Here is a 16,494-nt window from a genome sequence, read left to right on the forward strand (position 1 = left end):
GGCCCGGCAGCGGCTTGCCGTCGTCGATGTAGTGCGTGGCGCCCAGCAGCGCCGCGCGGCCCAGGTTGAGCACGCCGCCCAGTGCGTGATGCCACGGCAGCCAGTCGAGGAACACGGGCGGCTCGTCGCCCTCGGCCAGTCGCCCGAACATGCTCTGGAGGTTGGCCGCGCAGGCTTGCAGGTTGCTGTTGCTGACGGGCACTCCCTTGGGAACGCCCGTCGAGCCGGATGTGAAGAGGATCCTGGCCACGTCTTCGGGCCGGATCGCCGCATGGGCCGCGGCGACCTGGTCGCGCCGTTGCGCCGTGAGATCGGCGTCCGCCAGCGTCTTCCATGCATGCTGATTTCCTGCGGCGCCGTTCACTGCGATCAAGGGCACGCCGGTGCAACCCAGCGCGGCGATGGCGGTCTGGAAGGTCGCGGCGTCCTGCACGAACAAGGCTGCGGGCGGCACCAGTTCGCAAACGCCCTTGAGGCGCGCGAAGTCCTTGCTCAGCAGGGAATAGGCCGGTGACACCGGCGCCACCGGCACGCCGACATACTCCGCCGCCATCAGCAGCACGAGCAGTTCGAGCGAGTTGGGCGACAGCACCACCAGCGGCTTGCCCTGGCCGAGCCCCATGTCGAGCAGGGCCGCGCCCACCGTCTGCACCTGCTGCCACAGCCGACGCCAGGTCAGGCGCTTCCATTCGCCGCCTTGCGCGTCGCGCTCGCAGAAGGCGGGCGCATCACCGCGACGGCTCGCCCAGTGCGGGATGAAGCCGGCGAAGCCGGTGCGGCCTGTCGGCGTCGGCGTGAGCGGCGAACGCAGGATCAGCGAGCCATCCGCGCGCCGTTCGCAGACGGCCTTGCGGATCTCGTACGGCACCGGCCTGTAGCGCACGGGGGCGGGTGCTAGGGCTTCGGGGGCGAGGGCTTCGGTGGCGAAGGTAGTCATGTGTCTTGTCTCCGGAATCTTCTTGATCGACTGGGGCAGCGAGGTCAGTCCATGCCCCGCTGCCATCCCCATCGCGGGACACGCTAGACAAGTCGCGGCGGAAAGCGCGTGCTCGCCGGACTCGCCCAGATTTCGCCGGCGCAGTTACTGCGGCGAGCCGGCCACCGCCACGACCTGGCCGGTGATGTAGTTGGACTCGGGCGTGCAGAACAGGTACACCGCACCAGCCGCTTCTTCCGGTGTGCCGCCACGGCCCAGCGGATTGCGCGCCGCATGCGACTTCAGCAACTCGGGGTTCAGGCCCACGCGGATTTCCTTGCCTTCGATATTCACCGTGGCGCCGGCCTTGGCGTCGGCGTTGGTCATGCGGGTGTGGATCAGGCCGAAGGCCACCGCGTTGACGTTGACCCGGAAGCGGCCCCATTCGCGGCTCAGCGCGCGCGTCATGCCGATCACGCCGGCCTTGGCCGACGAGTAGTTCATCTGGCCGGCGTTGCCGTTGAGTGCGGAGGTCGACGAGATGTTGACCACCTTGCGGTAGTTCTCGACGCCCTTTTCCTGGTCGGCCATGGCCTGCGCCTTGATCACCGGGTAGGCCGCGCGCAGGATGCGAAAGGGCGCGGTCAGGTGGCAGTCGAGGATGCCGTACCACTGCTCGTCCGTCATGCGCTGCACCACGTCGTCCCAGGTGAAGCCGGCGTTGTTGACGATGATGTCGATGCCCTTGTAGTTGTCGACCGCGGTCTTGATGAAGCGCTCTGCGAAGTCCGGTGCGCTGACGTTGCCGACGCAGGCCACGGCGTCCGTGCCATTCTTCCGCAGCAGTTCGACCGTTTCGTTCGCCGGATCGGCGTCGAGGTCATTGATGACGAGGCGCGCGCCCTGGCTGGCGAGCTTCAGTGCGATGGCCTGGCCGATGCCGCGGCCCGAACCGGTGACGAGGGCTACCTTGCCGTCGAGTGTTCCCATGATGTGTATCTCCGAGTGAAAAATTGATGGATGGATTCAGAGCGCGATCACGGCATCGCCAACGATCCTGGTGTCGCCATACTGGTTGCGCGTTTCGATCTCGAGCTTCACGCGCTGCTCGCCGTCGGCTTCGAAGCGCTCGACCACGCGGCCGCTGCAAGTGATCTTGTGGCCCAGGTGCGTGATGCCTGTAAAGCGCACGCCGAAGCTGCGGATCTGGCGCTGGTCGACCCACTGCGTCAGTAGCCGGCCGAGGTACGCCATCGACAACATGCCGTGCGCGAACACGTCGACCATGCCGGCCTTGCGGGCGTAGTCGGTGTCGATGTGGATCTGGTTGTGGTCACCCGAGGCGCCGGCGAAGAGCGCCAGCGTGGTGCGGTTGATGGGCGGCAGTTCCAGCGGGGGCAGGGTGGCGCCAACGGTGACGTCGAAGGGGGCTTGTCTCTGGTTCATGGCGTATGTGCTCCTGTCGTTCATGCGTTCTTGTGGACCAGCACGCTGCGCAGGTCCGCGACGTGTTCGCCATGCTGGTTGCTGACTTTCGACTCGCGCACCACGAAGCTCAGGGCGCCGCCCTTCTTGTCGTAGATGTCGGCGATGTGCGTCTCGAACTGCAGCGTGTCGCCGGCGTAGGCCATGCGGTGGTAGTTGAAGGTTTCCTCGCCGTGCAGGATGCGCGAGGTGACGATGCCCAGCTCGTCACGCCAGGCGTTCGAGGGGATCTGGAACTCCAGCGAGAACAGGAAGGTCGGCGGCAACGGGAGGGCGGGGTGGCCGGCGTCGCGCGCGGCGGCTTCGTCGATGTAGATCGGGTCCGTCTCGCCGATGGACTTGGCGAAGAAGCGGAGCTGGCCTGTCTCAGCCTTCGCCGTGTAGACCGGCAGCTTCATGCCGATGTGCTTCTTGTCGATCATGAGACTCAAGCCTTCTTGTAGATGGTCACGACGCCGGCGCCGCCGAGGCCGAGGTTGTGTTGCAGGGCGACCTTCGCATTCGCGACCTGGCGTTGGTCCGCTGTGCCGCGCAACTGGTGCGTCAGCTCGTAGCACTGCGCCAGGCCCGTGGCGCCGAGCGGGTGGCCCTTGGAGAGCAGGCCGCCGGAAGGGTTGGTGACCCAGCGGCCGCCATAGGTGTTGTCGCCGTCGTTCACCAGCTTCTCGCCTTCGCCTTCACCGCACAGGCCCAGGCCTTCATAGGTGATGAGTTCGTTCTGTGCGAAGCAGTCGTGCAGCTCGATCACGTCGACATCCTTGGGCCCGACGCCAGCCTGTTCGTAGGCCTGCTTCGCGGCGAGGGCCGTCATGTCGAAGCCGACGACGCGGATCATGTCCTTGGCGTCGTAGGTGCTGGGCAGGTCGGTGGCGAGTGCCTGGCCGGCGATCAGCACGTCGGTGCGCAGGCCGCGCTTGCGCGCGAATGCTTCGGAGACCACGATGGCCGCGGCGCCGCCGCAGGTGGGCGGGCAGGCCATGAGGCGGGTGATGACGCCGTCCCACAGCATCGGCGAGTTCATCACGTCTTCCGTGGTCACGACGTTGCGGAACACGGCCAACGGGTTGTTGGCGGCATGGCGGCTGGCCTTGGCGCGGACCTTGGCGAAGGTCTCCAGCTTGGTGCCGTATTTCTGCATGTGGGCGCGGCCCGCGCCAGCGAACTGGCGGATGGCGGACGGAATCTCGGGATGGCCGACCAGTTCGTCGACAACTTTTGCGGCGCGTTCGAGCGCCGGTGCGCGGTCGTCCCAGCGCGACTTCAGCGCGCCCGGGTTCATCTGCTCGAAGCCGAAGGCGAGGGCGCAATCGACCGCGCCGCTCTGCACCGCCTGACGTGCGAGGTACAGCGCCGACGAGCCCGTGGCGCAGTTGTTGTTGACGTTGAGCACCGGGATGCCCGTCATGCCCACGCGGTACACCGCTTTCTGGCCGCAGGTGGAGTCGCCGTACACATAGCCGGCATAGGCCTGCTGCACGTCGCTGAACTCAAGGCCGGCATCGGCCAGCGCCGCGCGGATGGCTTGCTCGCCCATCACGTCGTAAGGCTCGCTCATGCCGGGCTTCTTGAACTGGATCATGCCGACGCCGGCAACGAAAACCTTGTTTGTCATGTTGTTCCTTGAGTTGGGGTTTAGAGTTTTCTGGAGATCAGCTCGCGCATGACCTCGCTGGTGCCGCCGTAGATTCGCGTGACGCGCGAGTCCACGAAGTCGCGGGCGATCGGGTACTCCAGCATGTAGCCGTAGCCGCCGTGCAGCTGCACCATCTCGTCGAGCGCCTTGCCCAGCGTCTCGGTGGCAAACAGCTTGGCGATGGCCGCCTCTTCCAGCGTGAGGCGGCGGCGCGTGTGCTCGCCGATGTAGTGGTCGATCAGCGTGCGTACGGCCACGGCCTGCGCCTTGATGTCGGCCAGCTTGAACTTGGTGTTCTGAAAGTCCCACACGGTCTGGTCGAAGGCCTTGCGTTCCTTGACGTAGGCGATCGTGTTCTCCAGCGCGCGCTCCAGCCGCGCGGCCGCCGAGACGGCGATCGAGAAGCGTTCCTGCGGCAGCTCGCCCATCAGGTAGGCGAAGCCCTTGCCTTCCTCGCCGAGGCGGTTGGCCACCGGCACGCGCACGTTGTCGAAGAAGAGCTCGGCCGTGTCCTGCGCGTACTGGCCCACCTTGTCCAGCTTGCGGCCACGGCGGAAGCCTTCGCGCGTGGCCTCGACCGCGATCAGGCTGATGCCCTTGGCGCCGGCCTTCGGGTCGGTCTTGCAGACCACGATGACCAGGTCGGCGGTCAGGCCGTTGCTGATGAAGGTCTTGCTGCCGTTGATGACGTAGTCGTCGCCGTCGCGCATGGCGGTGGTCTTCACGGCCTTGAGGTCGCTGCCGGTGCCGGGCTCGGTCATCGCGATGGCCAGGATGATCTCGCCCGAGGCGGCCTTGGGCAGCCACTTCTGCTTCTGTTCCTCGGTGCCGGCGCGCAGGATGTAGGGCGCGATGATGTCCGAGTGCATGCCGAAGGAGGGGCCGCTGACGCCGGAGCGCGCAACCTCTTCGGCGAACACGGCGCAGTGGCCGAAGTCGCCGCCGCCACCGCCGTATTCCTCTGGCAGCGAGGCGCACAGCAGGCCTTCCTTGCCGGCCTTCAGCCAGGTCTCGCGGTCGACCTGGCCCGCCTGGTCCCAGGCGTGCTGGCGCGGCAGGCATTCGCGTTCCAGGAAGCGGCGCACAGTCTCGCGGTACATCTCATGGTCGTCTCGGAAGACGTTGCGGGTCACGTTCACTGGGAGTCTCCTTTTTGGGAACTTGTCTCTGGGGTCTAAGTTATTCGCTGGCAGGGTGGAGGGGACTACCCTGGATGGGGGGCGGGCGTCATTCCCGAGTGCGGTCCCAGTCGTAGGCTGCGGGCTCGCCGCGCAGGAAGCCGGCCACGGCGGCTTCGTGGTAGGGCGTGGTGGAGGCGACGGCCTGGGCGTTGGCCTCCAGCTCGGCCAGCGTCGCGTAGGGTGTCTCGAAGCTCTTGTTGAGCAACGCCTTGGTCAGCCCCATCGCTTCGCGCGGGCCGGCGATGAAGCGGCGGGCAAAGCGCAGCGCCTCGGCCTGCAGCGCGTCGGGCTCGTGCAGCGTGTGGACGAAGCCGAGTTGCTTGCCCTCCGCGGCGCTCACGCGGCGCGCGGTCAGCGCCAGTTCCCTGGCCATCGGCAGGCCGACGGCGCGCGGCAGGAAGTGAAAGGCGCCCAGGTCCGGAATCAGGCCGACCCTGGCGAAGGACATGCAGAAGAAGGCGCGTGTCGAGGCAAGGATGAAGTCCGCCGCCAGCGCAATCGAGAAGCCGGCGCCGGCGGCAGGGCCGTCCACCGCGGCGATCACCGGCATCTCCAGCGAGTGCAGCCGCTCGATCCAGCCGTGGCCGGCCTGGATGCGGCGGCGCATTGCGTCGGCCGTGCGGAATTCGGGGTCGGTGCTGGCCTGCCGCGCCTTCAGGTCGCCGCCGGCGCAGAAGCTGCCGCCGGAGCCGGTGAGCACCAGCGCGCGCACGCTGCGGTCGGCCTCGACATGCCCGAGCATGTCGCCGTAGTCCATCCGCAGCTCGATCGACAGCGCGTTGCGCGCGGCAGGCCGCAGGTGCGTGAACACGGCGATGCCGTCGTCGATCGAGAGCTGCGATTCGCGCAGCGCAATGTTGAGTTCGCTCGGCATGGGATCCTCGTTCCGTGGAGCGGACGATGATCCGGCGCGGCACGGCGGGATGCCCTACCCGGAGTGGGTGGCGTCAGGGCTTACCCCGCTCTCGTGGCCTCCCGTGGCGCTTCAGCTGCGTGACTGCTCCGCATCCCAGCCGAAGTCCCGCACCCGCGCCACCGCTTCATCCCGCCCCGACACGCGCAACTTGCCGTAGATGCGGCTCAGGTACCACTTGACCGTCTCGGGCGAGAGGCCCAGGGCTCGCGCGATCTTCTTGTTGGGCATGGCCTGGGCGAGCAGGCGCAGCACGTCGATCTCGCGCTCGTTGAAGGCGTCCAGCGTGGCCGGCATGGCACCGCGTTCGCTCGCCCTGGCGGCGCCAGGCGGCTGCTCCGGCGGCTTGCGCGTGGCCTGCAGGCGCTCGACATAGAAGGCCAGCACCGAGTCCGGTTGCCAGGTGTGCGCAAGGTCGTCCATCAACTCGAACGCGATCGGGTCCGCATCGACCAGGCTGCGCAGCAGGCCGAGCCTGTGTCCGCGGCGCAAGGCATCGAGCAGCTTCTGCCGCGCCGACTCGTAGCGCCCGAGGCGTGCCTCCACCACTGCGCTCTTGACCAGCAGGTGCGCCACGATGCGCTCCCGTCCGCTCACCTCGCATTGCGCGACCAGGCGTGCGAGTTGCGCCGCCGCGCCTTCCAGGTCGCCGTGCGTCACCGCCATGCGGATGTGCGCGCGCTGCGCCAGTTCGCTGATCTCGCGCGGCGCCCGCGATGTCGATGCCGAATGGCGCGCGTCGACGACATCCAGCTGCGCCAGCGCCGCGTCGGCAGCGGTCGTCTCGCCGAGCAACAGCCGGTAGTGAACCTGTTCCGACAGGCTGTGCGCCAGCAGGCGGTCGATCTTGTGCTTGACGGCATAGTCCTCCAGCCGCTCGAGGTGCGCGAAGGTTTCCTGCCGGTTGCCGTCCTGCCAGTTGGCTGCGGCCAGCAGCCGGAAAGTGCGCAGCACGGCATCGGGGATGGCGATGCGCTCGATCACGTCGACCTTGCTTTCCAGCAGCGCGCGGGCCTGCCGCGCGTCGTTGAGTTCGTAGAGCACGTCGGCGAGCAGGCCGACCGCGAGGTGATATGCATCGACGCAGCCCCTGCCGCCTTGCGCGGCCTCGGCCAGCACTGCGCGGTAGATGCGCTCGGCCTGCGTCATGCGGCCTTCCAGCGCGTAGCTCATGCCGACCAGGCAGCGCCCGTGAAGGCTGCCGGCGGCAGTGCTGACCAGCGGTGCGCCGTCGACCATCTGCGGCGGCGTGTCGAGTTGCACGCTGCGCGCCTTTTCGTACTCGCCCTGCTGGGTGTAGAGCCACGAGAGGATGTTGTTGCGTCCGCCGATGGCGAGGGGATCGGCATCGGGTGGTATGTCCAGCAACTGCGGCAGCATCGCCAGGGCCGCTTCGAGGTCGTCGCGCTGTACGGCCACAGCGGCGCGCAGGGTCGTCACATAAAAGCGCAATGCGCCCTCGGTCTCCGGCAGGTCCTGCGCCAGTTCGTCGAGCGTCTTTCGACAGGCCTCCATCTCGCGCTGGAACATCTGCGAGCGTGCCATCCACATGCGCATCCGGAAGCTCTGGCGCACCTGCTCCGGCGGCAACTGGCGCAGCAGCGCGATGAACTCGTTGCTTTCTCCGCGCACGATGAGCGATGGGGCGCAGCGGTCGATGAGTTCGGCGGCCTGCGCCGGATCACCGGCCTGAGCGGCATGGCGCACCGCGTCTTCCAGCAAGCCGCGTTCACGGAACCAGGCGAAGGCGCGCGCGTGCACCGCCTGCTGCGTGGCCGCGTCGAGCCTGTTGAAGCGGGCCCGCAGCGTCTCGCGCAGCAGCGGATGCAGGCGGTACCAGGCCTCGGGCTCCCGGCTTTCGACGGGCACCACGAACAGGTCGTCGCTCTCCAGCCGGCCGAGCAGGGCCGAGGCTTGCGCGACGGCGCCAGGCGCGCCGAGCAAGGCCGCGCACAGCGACGCGCAGAAGCGGCTGCAGGCTGCGGCGCGCACCAGCGTGTCGAGCTCGTCGGGTGCGAGCTGCGAGAGGACTTCCTGCTCGAAATATTGCGCAAAAGCCTGCGCATCGCGCACCGGCACGCGCGCAAAGGGTTCGCCCGGGGCGGAGCGTCCGGATTCGAGCTGCTTCTTCTTCCAGTCGACCGTGAACAGCCGCAAGCCGGCCACCCAGCCGTCGCTCAGTTCGTGCAGGGTCTTGATGGTCCGCGCATCGATTTCGCCGAGTTGCGCCTTGAGGAACTGGCCGGTCTCGGCGAGGCTGAAGCGCAGGTCGCGCAGGTCCAGTTCCAGCGTCTGCGACTGGCTGCGCAGCCGGTCGAGCGAGAGCCGGGTCTGGCCGCGCGACACCAGCACCAGGTGCAGGTTCGGCGGTGCGTAATCGAGCAACCACTGCAGCGCCTCCTGGATCGCCGGATGGGTGAGCTGATGCAGGTCGTCGAGCACCAGCACCAGGTCGCGCGGATGCGTGGCGATGCCGCGCACCAGCGAGATCACGAGCCGCTCGACCGCATCGGGGTCGGTGCCGAGGCCGGCGTCGCCAAGCTCGGCAGCTTCCCGCACCAGCGCGGGCTCCACCACCGCCACGCTGGCCTGCAGCTCGCCCAGGAAGCGCGAAGGGGTGTTGCAGTCGCCCGTGGCGCTGAGCCATGCGACGTCGAAGCCCAGCGGAACCAGCGCCTTGCGCCACGCGGCGATGAGGGTGGACTTGCCCGAGCCGGTGGGGCCGGTGACCACGATGCAGCGCAGCCTCCGTGCATCGACCAGCCGCGCGAGCAGCTTCTCACGCCCGACGACGCCCACGCCCGAGCGTTGCACGGCTGGCGCGGTGGGGGGCTGCGGCGTGCCCGGAGTGGGGGTCTTGGGCGGCATGAAGTTTGTGGTGCGCCGGGGCGGCCGGGCATTTTGCAGCAGCGGCGGCCACTTTGGGCTGCGCTGTCTTACTACCCGATGGGGGTGAGGACGCCAGCGGACTGGCCTCGACCCCGGGAGACATGCATTTACCCGAACGGGACATGCGCCGAGGAGGGCGCGCCGCGAGCTTCAGCATCGCCAGGTGTCGACGAGGTGGTGCCGGGAGACGCCTTCAGGCATCGCGGGACGCAAGCCGGTCCTCGCGCGGAAGCCCGATTGGAAAGCAGCGTTCCGGCGGTGCTGCGGCACCATCGTCCGCATTGATGGCGCTGCCGATCGGCCAGCACGACACGCGCCCCCGGCCCCAAAAAACTCGTCGCATCGATGGCGAACGTGCCGGGGCCACGCTGTGCGTGTCCATGGCCGATGCGAAGGATGGCGACCTCGATCCAACCGCGCGGGGCGCATGTCCCGCGCCTCGACATCGCGATCAGGCGATGCTGCGCGCCTGCCCTTCCCAGTACGGCTTGCGCAGTTCATTCTTGAGGATCTTGCCCGCCGCCGACAGCGGCAGCGGGTCCTTGCGGAAGTTGAACGAACGGGGCCGCTTGTAGCTCGCGATGAGTTCGGCGCAATGGTTGCCCAGCGTTTCCTCGTCCACCTCGAAGCCATCGCGCAGGCGCAGTTCCGCGTGCACCGCCTCGCCCCACTTCTCGTGCGGAATCCCGATCACCGCGCATTCCAGCACCGCGGGGTGGCGCGAGAGGGCGTTCTCCACCTCGGCCGAGAACACGTTCTCGCCACCCGAGACGATCATGTCCTTCAGGCGGTCGACGATGAAGACGAAGCCTTCCTCGTCCATGTAGCCGGCGTCGCCGCTGCGCAGCCAGCCGTCGACGACGGCCGCGCGGGTCTGCTCTGGCTTGTTCCAGTAGCCCAGCATCACGGTCGCGCCGCGTGCCGCGATCTCGCCGACGGTGCCGCGCGGCACTTCGTTCAACTCGTCGTCGACGATGCGGATCTCCGCTGCCATGCTGGCGCGGCCGGCGGCACGCAGCAGGCGCGCATTGGGGCCCTCGACGGCATGGAACTCGGGGCGCAGCACCACCACGCCGCCGGACATCTCGGTCTGGCCGTAGCCCTGGTAGAGCTGGACATTCGGCAGGCTCTTCATCACGCGGCGCAGCAGCGCTTCGGAGATGGGCGCGGCGCCGTAGATCATCTTGCGCAGCGAGCTCACGTCGGTGGGCACGGCCTGCAGGTAGCGGTCGATGAAGTCGATCATCGTCGGCACCATCAGCGTCATGTTGACCTTTTCCGACGCGATCATGTTGCAGATGAGCGCGGGGTCGAAGCGCGGTGCGACAACGTGCGTGGCACCGGCCGAGGTGTAGCTGAACATCGAGCTCAATGCGGCCAGGTGGAACATGGGCGCCACGTGCAGGAAGACCGTGTCCTGTTCATACGGGCATTCCAGCGCGAAGGCGATGGTCGCCAGCACCAGGTTGTCATGCGACAGCATCACGCCCTTGGGGAATCCCGTGGTGCCGCCGGTATAGATGATGGCGGCCATCGCCTCGCCCTGGCTGGCGCGCTCGGGCAACGGCGCGTGGTCGGCAATCAGCGATTCGAAGGACACGAGGCCAGCTTGCGCATCGTCGCCCATGTAGATGGTGCGGCGCGGATCGAAGCCGGGCAGCTTGCGGGCCAGGTCGACGAAGTCCTGGTCGACCAGGAAGAGGGTGGGCGTGCTGTCCTGCAAGGCGTAGGCGTGCTCGCCGGGCGCCCAGCGCGTGTTGGCCGGCACGACGACGCAGCCGGCCCAGATCACGGCATACACGGTCTCGATGTAGCGGTCGCTGTTCGAGGCCAGCACCATCACGCGCTCGCCGGGCTGCACGCCCATGGCGGCGATGCCGCCGGCCAGGCGCGCGACGCGGTTGGACGTCTCCGACCAGGTGCGGCGGCGCTCGCCATACACGGTGGAAGTGCGGCGCGGGAAGAGTTGCGCCGAGCGGCGCAGGGATTGAGTGATTTGCATGATTTGTCTCCGTTGTAGAAATAAGAAGGGTCAGGTGCCCAGCGCGTCCGCTACGCCGTAGACCTCGAAGCGGGCCTGCACTTCGGCGATGTTGTGGCTGAGGACAGCGAGGTCGTAGGTAGTGCCGTCGCGGTCTTTCACGTGGTCGCGCAGCACCGCTTCGGCGCGGAAGCCGAGTTCCTCGAACACGGCGATGGCCGAGCGCTGGTCGACCGTCATCTGCACGTACAGCTTCTCCAGGCCGAGGCCCAGCGCCAGCGCAAAGCACTCCTGGATCAGCAGGCGCCCGAGGCCGCGGCCGCGCCAGTCGGGCGAGATCATCACGCGCAGCTCGCCCACGTGACGCGACCAGGAACGCGGGTCGGTGACGATGGCGGTGCAGCCGATGAGCTCGCCGTTCGAGCGCGCGGCAAGGCTGGTGATGGTTCCTTCGGCGATCGAGGCGAGCCAGGCGGTGACCACCTTGGGGTGGGTCACGTCGCGCCGCACGAACAGGATGTCGTGCGTCGGCAGCTTCTGGATGAAGCCTGCGACCGCCGCGCCGTCTTCCGGCTTGAGCAGATCGACCTCGACGGTCGTGTTGGCGAGTCGTTGCGTGCGCGGATAGGCGCGGGTGGAGGTGGTGGTGTCGTTCATCATTCGGATCTCTTTCCAAGCCATTGATCGAGTGCCGGCCACATGCGCTTGACCGCATTGGGGCCGGCCACCAGGCTGACGTGGCCGCCCGGCAGGGTGATTTGTTCCTTGTCCTGCGAGCCGGCCTGCGCCACCAGCGGGGCGGCGCATTCGGGCGGCACGAGGTGGTCGTACTGCGCGGTCACGTGCAGCAGCGGCACGGTGATGTTGTGGATGTCGACGGTGCGGCCGCCAACGCGCAGGGTGTTGTCGTAGAGGCTGTTCTTCCAGACCAGTTGCTTGACGGTCTGGCGCAGGTATTCGCCCGCGAGCGGCAAGGTCTCGGCGCCGAAGCGGTCCATCATGCGGTAGCCCTTGACGTACTGGTCGTTCCACATGTTGTCCCACAGGCGCACTTGTGCGGCGACGCGGCTGGTCGGGCGTTGCGCTTCGAATGCGCTCATCACCACCTGCGAGGGCACGTTGCCCAGCGTGTCGACCAGGCGATCCACGTCGAAGTGGCGCTTGTCGGCCATCGACTGGAACAGGGTCATCTTCGACCAGTCGATCGGCGTGGTGAAGCACACGAGGTTCTTCACAGGACCGGCGGGATGCAGTGCCGTATAGATGGTCGCAAGCACGCCGCCCATGCAGTAGCCCACCAGCGTCACGTCCTGTTCGCCCGAGCGTTCCTGCACGCGGCGGATGCAGTCGGGGATGAAGTCGAGCGTGTAGTCCTCGAACTTGAGGCGCTTCTCGTCGAGGGTGGGCGCGTCCCAGTCCATCACGTAGACGTCGTAGCCGCGCTTGAGCAGGAACTCGATCAGGCTCTGGCCCGGGGCCAGGTCGAAGATGTAGCTCTTGTTGGTGGTGGCCATCACCAGCAGCAGCGGCACGCGGTAGACCTCGGCGCTTTGCGGGTGGTAGTGGTAGAGGCCCAGCGTGCCGCGGCGATGCATCAGGGTCCGCGGCGTGGTGCCGACGGCCGGGGCCGGCGAGCCGAGGTATTCGAGACCCTTGAAGCTGCGCTGGATGGCGCGGTCGACCTCGGTGCGCAGGCGCTGGGTGATCGACGGCGCCTCGGGCTTTTCGGCCTTGGCGGTCTTTTCGGTCTTGACGGGTGCGTTCATGCCTTGCCCCTTGCGCTGCGGCGAGCGGGCACGGCGGGCGGCTGCTTCGAGGCAGTCGCCTTCGCACGAACGGGGGTCGAAACGGTCTTAGCCTCCGGGGACGCAACCGGCGCGGCCAACGCGGCGGCAGCCGCCGGCGCCCGCTTGGTGCGGGCGGGACGATGCGCCGGCGCCGGTGGCGGCAGCAGCATGTCCAGCTTGTCTTCGATGCGGCGCATCGTGGCGGCGACAGCCTCCAGTTCGCTGCGGCTCGGCAGGCCCAGTCGCTCGTACAAGCGGGCCAGGTTCTTGTCGAACAGGTGGTGCGTGCCCAACCCGGCGCGCAGGACGATGGCCAGCGCCTGGGAGAAGCGCTCGGACTCCATGTTGCGCGTGGCGTAGCTGTTGAGGCCGCCCTCGAGGCGGTCGATGGCCTCGCGCCGCAGCGCCAGGGGGTCGAGGAGTTGCTTGGGGCTCATGTGGATCTTTCCTTGGGGGGCCGCTCGCGTGCGTCGCGTTGCGGCGAGGATTCATGGGGCTTGCGGGCCTGCATGCAGTGCAGGCTGGCGGTGTGCGGCCAGGTCTGGCGCGCTTCGAGCTCGTTGCCGTGCGCAACGGCGGTCTGGCGCAGGAAGGCGCCCGGCACGAAGCGCGAATCGAGCAGCCTGCGCGCCGCGTGGTCCGTTCTTGCCGAGAGGCGGCCGAGCAGCGTCAGCCAGACGCGCTCCGCCGTGGCCCAGCCGATCAGCGAGGTCATGACCAGTTCGGTCACGGGCCTGAACGCGGCGAACGCGCTGCCGGGGCCGTCGGCGACCTCGATCGTGCGATCCCGCGCGCAGTCGCCGGCGAAGGCATGGTTCAGGGCGATGGCGATGCGATCGAGCGCGTCGCGCCCGGCGTTGATCACCGAATCGAAATTGAGGAAGCCATGGATCTGGCCCGCGTAGTGCAGCAGTTCCACCGGCACGCCGGCGGCGCGCAGGCGTGCCGCGTAGTCCAGGCCGTCATCGCGGATCGGGTCGAAGCCGGCGCTGATGACCAGCGCCGGCGGCAGGCCCCGCAGGTCGGGCTGGCGGCGCGGCGAGAGCCAGGGGTCCTGCGCATCGGTGATGTCCCCGACGTGCGCCATGACGCCGCGCAGCAAGCGCTCGGTGATCAGGTAGCCGCTCGCGTTTTCCACCAGCGAAGGGAATTCCTCCACCAGGTCGGTGGCCGGATAGGCCAGCACCTGCAGCGCCAGCCGGGGGCCGTCGTTGCGCGCGGTGTGCTGCGCCACGGCGGCGCTGATGTTGCCGCCGGCCGAATCCCCGCCGATGGCCAGGCGCGTCGTGTCGATGCCGAGCGTGCCGCCGAACTGCGCGACCCATTCGAGTGCTTCGAGGAAATCTTCGCGGCATGCCGTCAGCGGATGCTCGGGCGCGAGGCGGTAGCCGACCGCGATGACGATGCAATCCGTGGCGAGCGCGATGCTGCGGCAGATCGAATCGGCGGAGTCCAGTCCCCCGACGATGAAGCCGCCGCCGTGGCACCACAGGAAGGCGGGTCGGCGCTCTTTCGACGGCCCCGCGGAGAAGATCCGCAGCTCGATCGGGCCGCCGGGGCCGGGGATGGTCCGCTGGCTCACCGATGCCACCCTCGGCCGCCGGCCCATCGCCAGCGCCATGAGGCGCCAGAGCTTGCGCTGCGTGCCCACCGAGCGATCGGTGATCTGCCCCGGCGCCAGGTTGAACCAGCGCAGGAAGGCGCGGACTTCACGGTCCGGCCGGCCTGCCCGCAGGTTCAGCGGCATGCCGCGCGTGGCGGGGCGATTCGACGATTCGTTGTTCATGGACGAGGATGGCTGTTGGGGAAATGAGGTCTTCATGGCCCGCAGGATGCGCAGGCTTGCGACCACCCGCGCCACCCATGACGGGGGGCGGGCAAATCCGGCTTTACAGGCTCAGGCCCTCACGCCTTCAGGGCTCGATGCGCTTCATCTTCGATGTGTCCATGCGCACCACGCCGAAGGCCATGCCGTAGAGCAGGTTGCCCTGCGAGTCGACTTTCACCGGCGCGTACATGCCGTTGAACATCGGGTTGCTGCCGGTGCGGATGCTCATCACCGTCTTGCCCGTGTCCAGGTCCATGCCGATGTGGTGGCGGTCGCCCCAGCGGCCGGCGAAGTAGCCATCGATGATGGCCATGTGGCTGCCGCCGCTGATCATCGGCACGACCGAGACCGACGACACATCGTCGCGCTTCCATTGCTGGCTCCACGCGTGCTTGCGGTTGTCCCACTTGAAGCCAGCCGCGCCGACGGCAGCGGGACGGGTCGCGCCATTGACCAGGTTGACGTAGTAGCTGTCCTGGCTCAGCAGGGGCTGGTCTTCCCGGGTCACGATGTTGTTGACCACGAAGGCCTGGTCGCCGTAGACACCCACCGACTGCTCCGACTGCACGACGTCCTGGCCCGGGCCCATGTCGACCTCGATCTGGTCGGCGATGCGCGGCGACAGCGTGCCGGGCTTCTGCTTCCAGCCGGCCGGGATGCCGTCGCGCCAGAACGACACCAGGCGCATCTTCTTCGCGCCATCGGTGATGACCACCAGCTTGTCGTCGTCCTTGCCGAAGCCCATGAGCGTGGGCGTCGAACCGGTCCCGTCGCCGATCTTCGGGGCCGGCATCTGCACGCCGCGGTCGTAGTGTGCGGCCCAGGCGCCGCTGGCCTCGTCGTCGTGGATCTTGCCGTTGGCGTCGACCACCAGGCGGTACATGGTGGTGTTCGACGCCACGTACACCGCGCCGCCATTGGCCTCGGGGCCGGTGGCGAAGCTGTTCATGAACTGCTCGTCGGCGCCGGCGGTGGTGTAGATGTCGATGATCTCCAGCGTCTCGCGGTTGAGCGTGACGACCTTGCCGCCCAGCGTGTTGATGACCACGAAGCCGTTGAAGCTCATGCCCAGGCCGAAGGACATGTCGACGGGGATGCGGCTCTTCGCCTTGGCACGGGCGTTGTCGAACAGCGAGGCGGGCAGGGTGATGGCGCGTGCCGGCTTCATGCCCGAGGCCGGGTTCTTCGGGTCTTCCTGCTCGATGCGGAACACCTGGCGGCCGTTGCAGCCGATGAAGGCGTCGTCACGCGTCAGCACGGCGTAGACGGCGCCGTTGGCGACCTGGTCGGTCGATGCGGAGGCCATGCGGTTGGGCTGCGCCTTCATGTAGTCGAGCAGGCCCTTCTCGTCCTTCGCCTCGATGAACTTCTGGACCGCTGCGGCCTGTGCACGGCGCTCTTCGGCGCTCACCGGGGCATAGTTCGGCAGCTTCATCGGGATGTCGCTGCGCGCGATCTCGACCAGCTTGCCGTTCTCGGTCTTCATCTTGCGCAGGCCGAAGCCCGACCACCAGAACTGGAGCTCCTGGCCGGCGACCGTGTCGGTCATCGAGGGCAGGCCGACCGATTCGTTGGGGATCAGTTGCACCGACTCCGGCGTGACCTCGAAGAAGCCGCGCGGCACGGCGATGTCCGTGCTGTCGGAGGCGGCGTCGTCCCAGTGCGTCTGGTTGTTGTACGACTGCGCGAGGTAGGGGTTGTGCTGCTGGGCAAGGGGCTTGGCGGCATGGGCCGACACGGCGGCGAGGGCGGCGACGGCGATGGCCGAGGCAAGGCGGAAACGTGACGTCACGAGAAATCCTTTGAGCGTTGGACAGGTTGCGATATGGGCGCAACCACGTCTCGTGCCGTTGTCTCCAGCCGGGCGAGATTGCGTGGGGG

Annotated in this window: 14 protein-coding genes; all 14 read right to left on the reverse strand. The window is 67.9% G+C overall.

Translation table 11 applies throughout. The annotated features are described in order from the left end of the window. A partial coding sequence (locus HCU76_RS33785) for an AMP-binding protein (protein WP_218511712.1) occupies positions 1-937 on the reverse strand: 937 nt, incomplete at its 3' end. Positions 938-1,081: 144 nt separating this feature from the next. Further along, positions 1,082-1,906, reverse strand: a complete 825-nt coding sequence (locus tag HCU76_RS33790; RefSeq protein WP_218511713.1) for an SDR family NAD(P)-dependent oxidoreductase — start codon at positions 1,904-1,906, stop codon at positions 1,082-1,084. 36 nt (positions 1,907-1,942) lie between these two features. Next, positions 1,943-2,362, reverse strand: a complete 420-nt coding sequence (locus HCU76_RS33795; RefSeq protein WP_218511714.1) for a MaoC family dehydratase — start codon at positions 2,360-2,362, stop codon at positions 1,943-1,945. A gap of 20 nt (positions 2,363-2,382) precedes the next feature. Beyond that, positions 2,383-2,823, reverse strand: a complete 441-nt coding sequence (locus HCU76_RS33800) for a MaoC family dehydratase N-terminal domain-containing protein (protein ID WP_218511715.1) — start codon at positions 2,821-2,823, stop codon at positions 2,383-2,385. A gap of 5 nt (positions 2,824-2,828) precedes the next feature. After that, positions 2,829-4,013, reverse strand: a complete 1,185-nt coding sequence (locus HCU76_RS33805) for a lipid-transfer protein (protein ID WP_218511716.1) — start codon at positions 4,011-4,013, stop codon at positions 2,829-2,831. Positions 4,014-4,033: 20 nt separating this feature from the next. After that, positions 4,034-5,173, reverse strand: coding sequence for an acyl-CoA dehydrogenase family protein (locus tag HCU76_RS33810; protein WP_213959607.1), 1,140 nt, complete (start codon positions 5,171-5,173; stop codon positions 4,034-4,036). Positions 5,174-5,261: 88 nt separating this feature from the next. Next, the gene (locus HCU76_RS33815) at positions 5,262-6,089 is read right to left on the reverse strand and encodes an enoyl-CoA hydratase/isomerase family protein (protein WP_213959609.1); all 828 of its coding nucleotides are present in this window, start codon (positions 6,087-6,089) and stop codon (positions 5,262-5,264) included. A 111-nt stretch (positions 6,090-6,200) separates the two neighbouring features. Further along, positions 6,201-8,996, reverse strand: a complete 2,796-nt coding sequence (locus HCU76_RS33820) for a LuxR C-terminal-related transcriptional regulator (RefSeq protein WP_218511717.1) — start codon at positions 8,994-8,996, stop codon at positions 6,201-6,203. Between the two features lie 472 nt (positions 8,997-9,468). Then, positions 9,469-11,019: a long-chain-fatty-acid--CoA ligase gene (locus tag HCU76_RS33825; RefSeq protein ID WP_213959612.1), complete on the reverse strand. Its 1,551-nt coding sequence runs from the start codon at positions 11,017-11,019 to the stop codon at positions 9,469-9,471. Positions 11,020-11,049: 30 nt separating this feature from the next. Continuing rightward, positions 11,050-11,658, reverse strand: a complete 609-nt coding sequence (locus HCU76_RS33830) for a GNAT family N-acetyltransferase (RefSeq protein WP_256354676.1) — start codon at positions 11,656-11,658, stop codon at positions 11,050-11,052. Beyond that, on the reverse strand, positions 11,655-12,764 hold the full coding sequence (locus tag HCU76_RS33835) for an alpha/beta fold hydrolase (RefSeq protein WP_213959613.1): 1,110 nt from the start codon (positions 12,762-12,764) through the stop codon (positions 11,655-11,657). The genes HCU76_RS33830 and HCU76_RS33835 overlap by 4 nt, the downstream gene beginning before the upstream one ends. Continuing rightward, positions 12,761-13,222 carry a hypothetical protein gene (locus HCU76_RS33840; protein WP_213959614.1) on the reverse strand — a complete coding sequence of 154 codons (462 nt, stop codon included), beginning with the start codon at positions 13,220-13,222 and terminating at the stop codon, positions 12,761-12,763. Before HCU76_RS33840 ends, HCU76_RS33835 begins: the two co-directional genes overlap by 4 nt. Beyond that, positions 13,219-14,571 (reverse strand): alpha/beta hydrolase, encoded by a 1,353-nt coding sequence (locus HCU76_RS33845; protein ID WP_213959615.1) that lies wholly within the window; start codon positions 14,569-14,571, stop codon positions 13,219-13,221. The genes HCU76_RS33840 and HCU76_RS33845 overlap by 4 nt, the downstream gene beginning before the upstream one ends. 127 nt (positions 14,572-14,698) lie before the next feature. Then, positions 14,699-16,405 carry a hypothetical protein gene (locus HCU76_RS33850; protein ID WP_256354678.1) on the reverse strand — a complete coding sequence of 569 codons (1,707 nt, stop codon included), beginning with the start codon at positions 16,403-16,405 and terminating at the stop codon, positions 14,699-14,701. Between the last annotated feature and the right edge of the window lie 89 nt (positions 16,406-16,494).

The organism is Variovorax sp. dw_308, from assembly GCF_019207085.1.
In the GTDB taxonomy this organism is placed as follows: Bacteria; Pseudomonadota; Gammaproteobacteria; order Burkholderiales; family Burkholderiaceae_C; genus Variovorax.

Coding starts and splice junctions, on each gene's coding strand:
- HCU76_RS33790 (WP_218511713.1), bottom strand. CDS start 1,906: ATGGGAACACTCGACGGCAAGGTAGCCCTCGTCACCGGTTCGGGCCGC.
- HCU76_RS33795 (WP_218511714.1), bottom strand. CDS start 2,362: ATGAACCAGAGACAAGCCCCCTTCGACGTCACCGTTGGCGCCACCCTG.
- HCU76_RS33800 (WP_218511715.1), bottom strand. CDS start 2,823: ATGATCGACAAGAAGCACATCGGCATGAAGCTGCCGGTCTACACGGCG.
- HCU76_RS33805 (WP_218511716.1), bottom strand. CDS start 4,013: ATGACAAACAAGGTTTTCGTTGCCGGCGTCGGCATGATCCAGTTCAAG.
- HCU76_RS33815 (WP_213959609.1), bottom strand. CDS start 6,089: ATGCCGAGCGAACTCAACATTGCGCTGCGCGAATCGCAGCTCTCGATC.
- HCU76_RS33820 (WP_218511717.1), bottom strand. CDS start 8,996: ATGCCGCCCAAGACCCCCACTCCGGGCACGCCGCAGCCCCCCACCGCG.
- HCU76_RS33825 (WP_213959612.1), bottom strand. CDS start 11,019: ATGCAAATCACTCAATCCCTGCGCCGCTCGGCGCAACTCTTCCCGCGC.
- HCU76_RS33830 (WP_256354676.1), bottom strand. CDS start 11,658: ATGATGAACGACACCACCACCTCCACCCGCGCCTATCCGCGCACGCAA.
- HCU76_RS33835 (WP_213959613.1), bottom strand. CDS start 12,764: ATGAACGCACCCGTCAAGACCGAAAAGACCGCCAAGGCCGAAAAGCCC.
- HCU76_RS33840 (WP_213959614.1), bottom strand. CDS start 13,222: ATGAGCCCCAAGCAACTCCTCGACCCCCTGGCGCTGCGGCGCGAGGCC.
- HCU76_RS33845 (WP_213959615.1), bottom strand. CDS start 14,571: ATGAACAACGAATCGTCGAATCGCCCCGCCACGCGCGGCATGCCGCTG.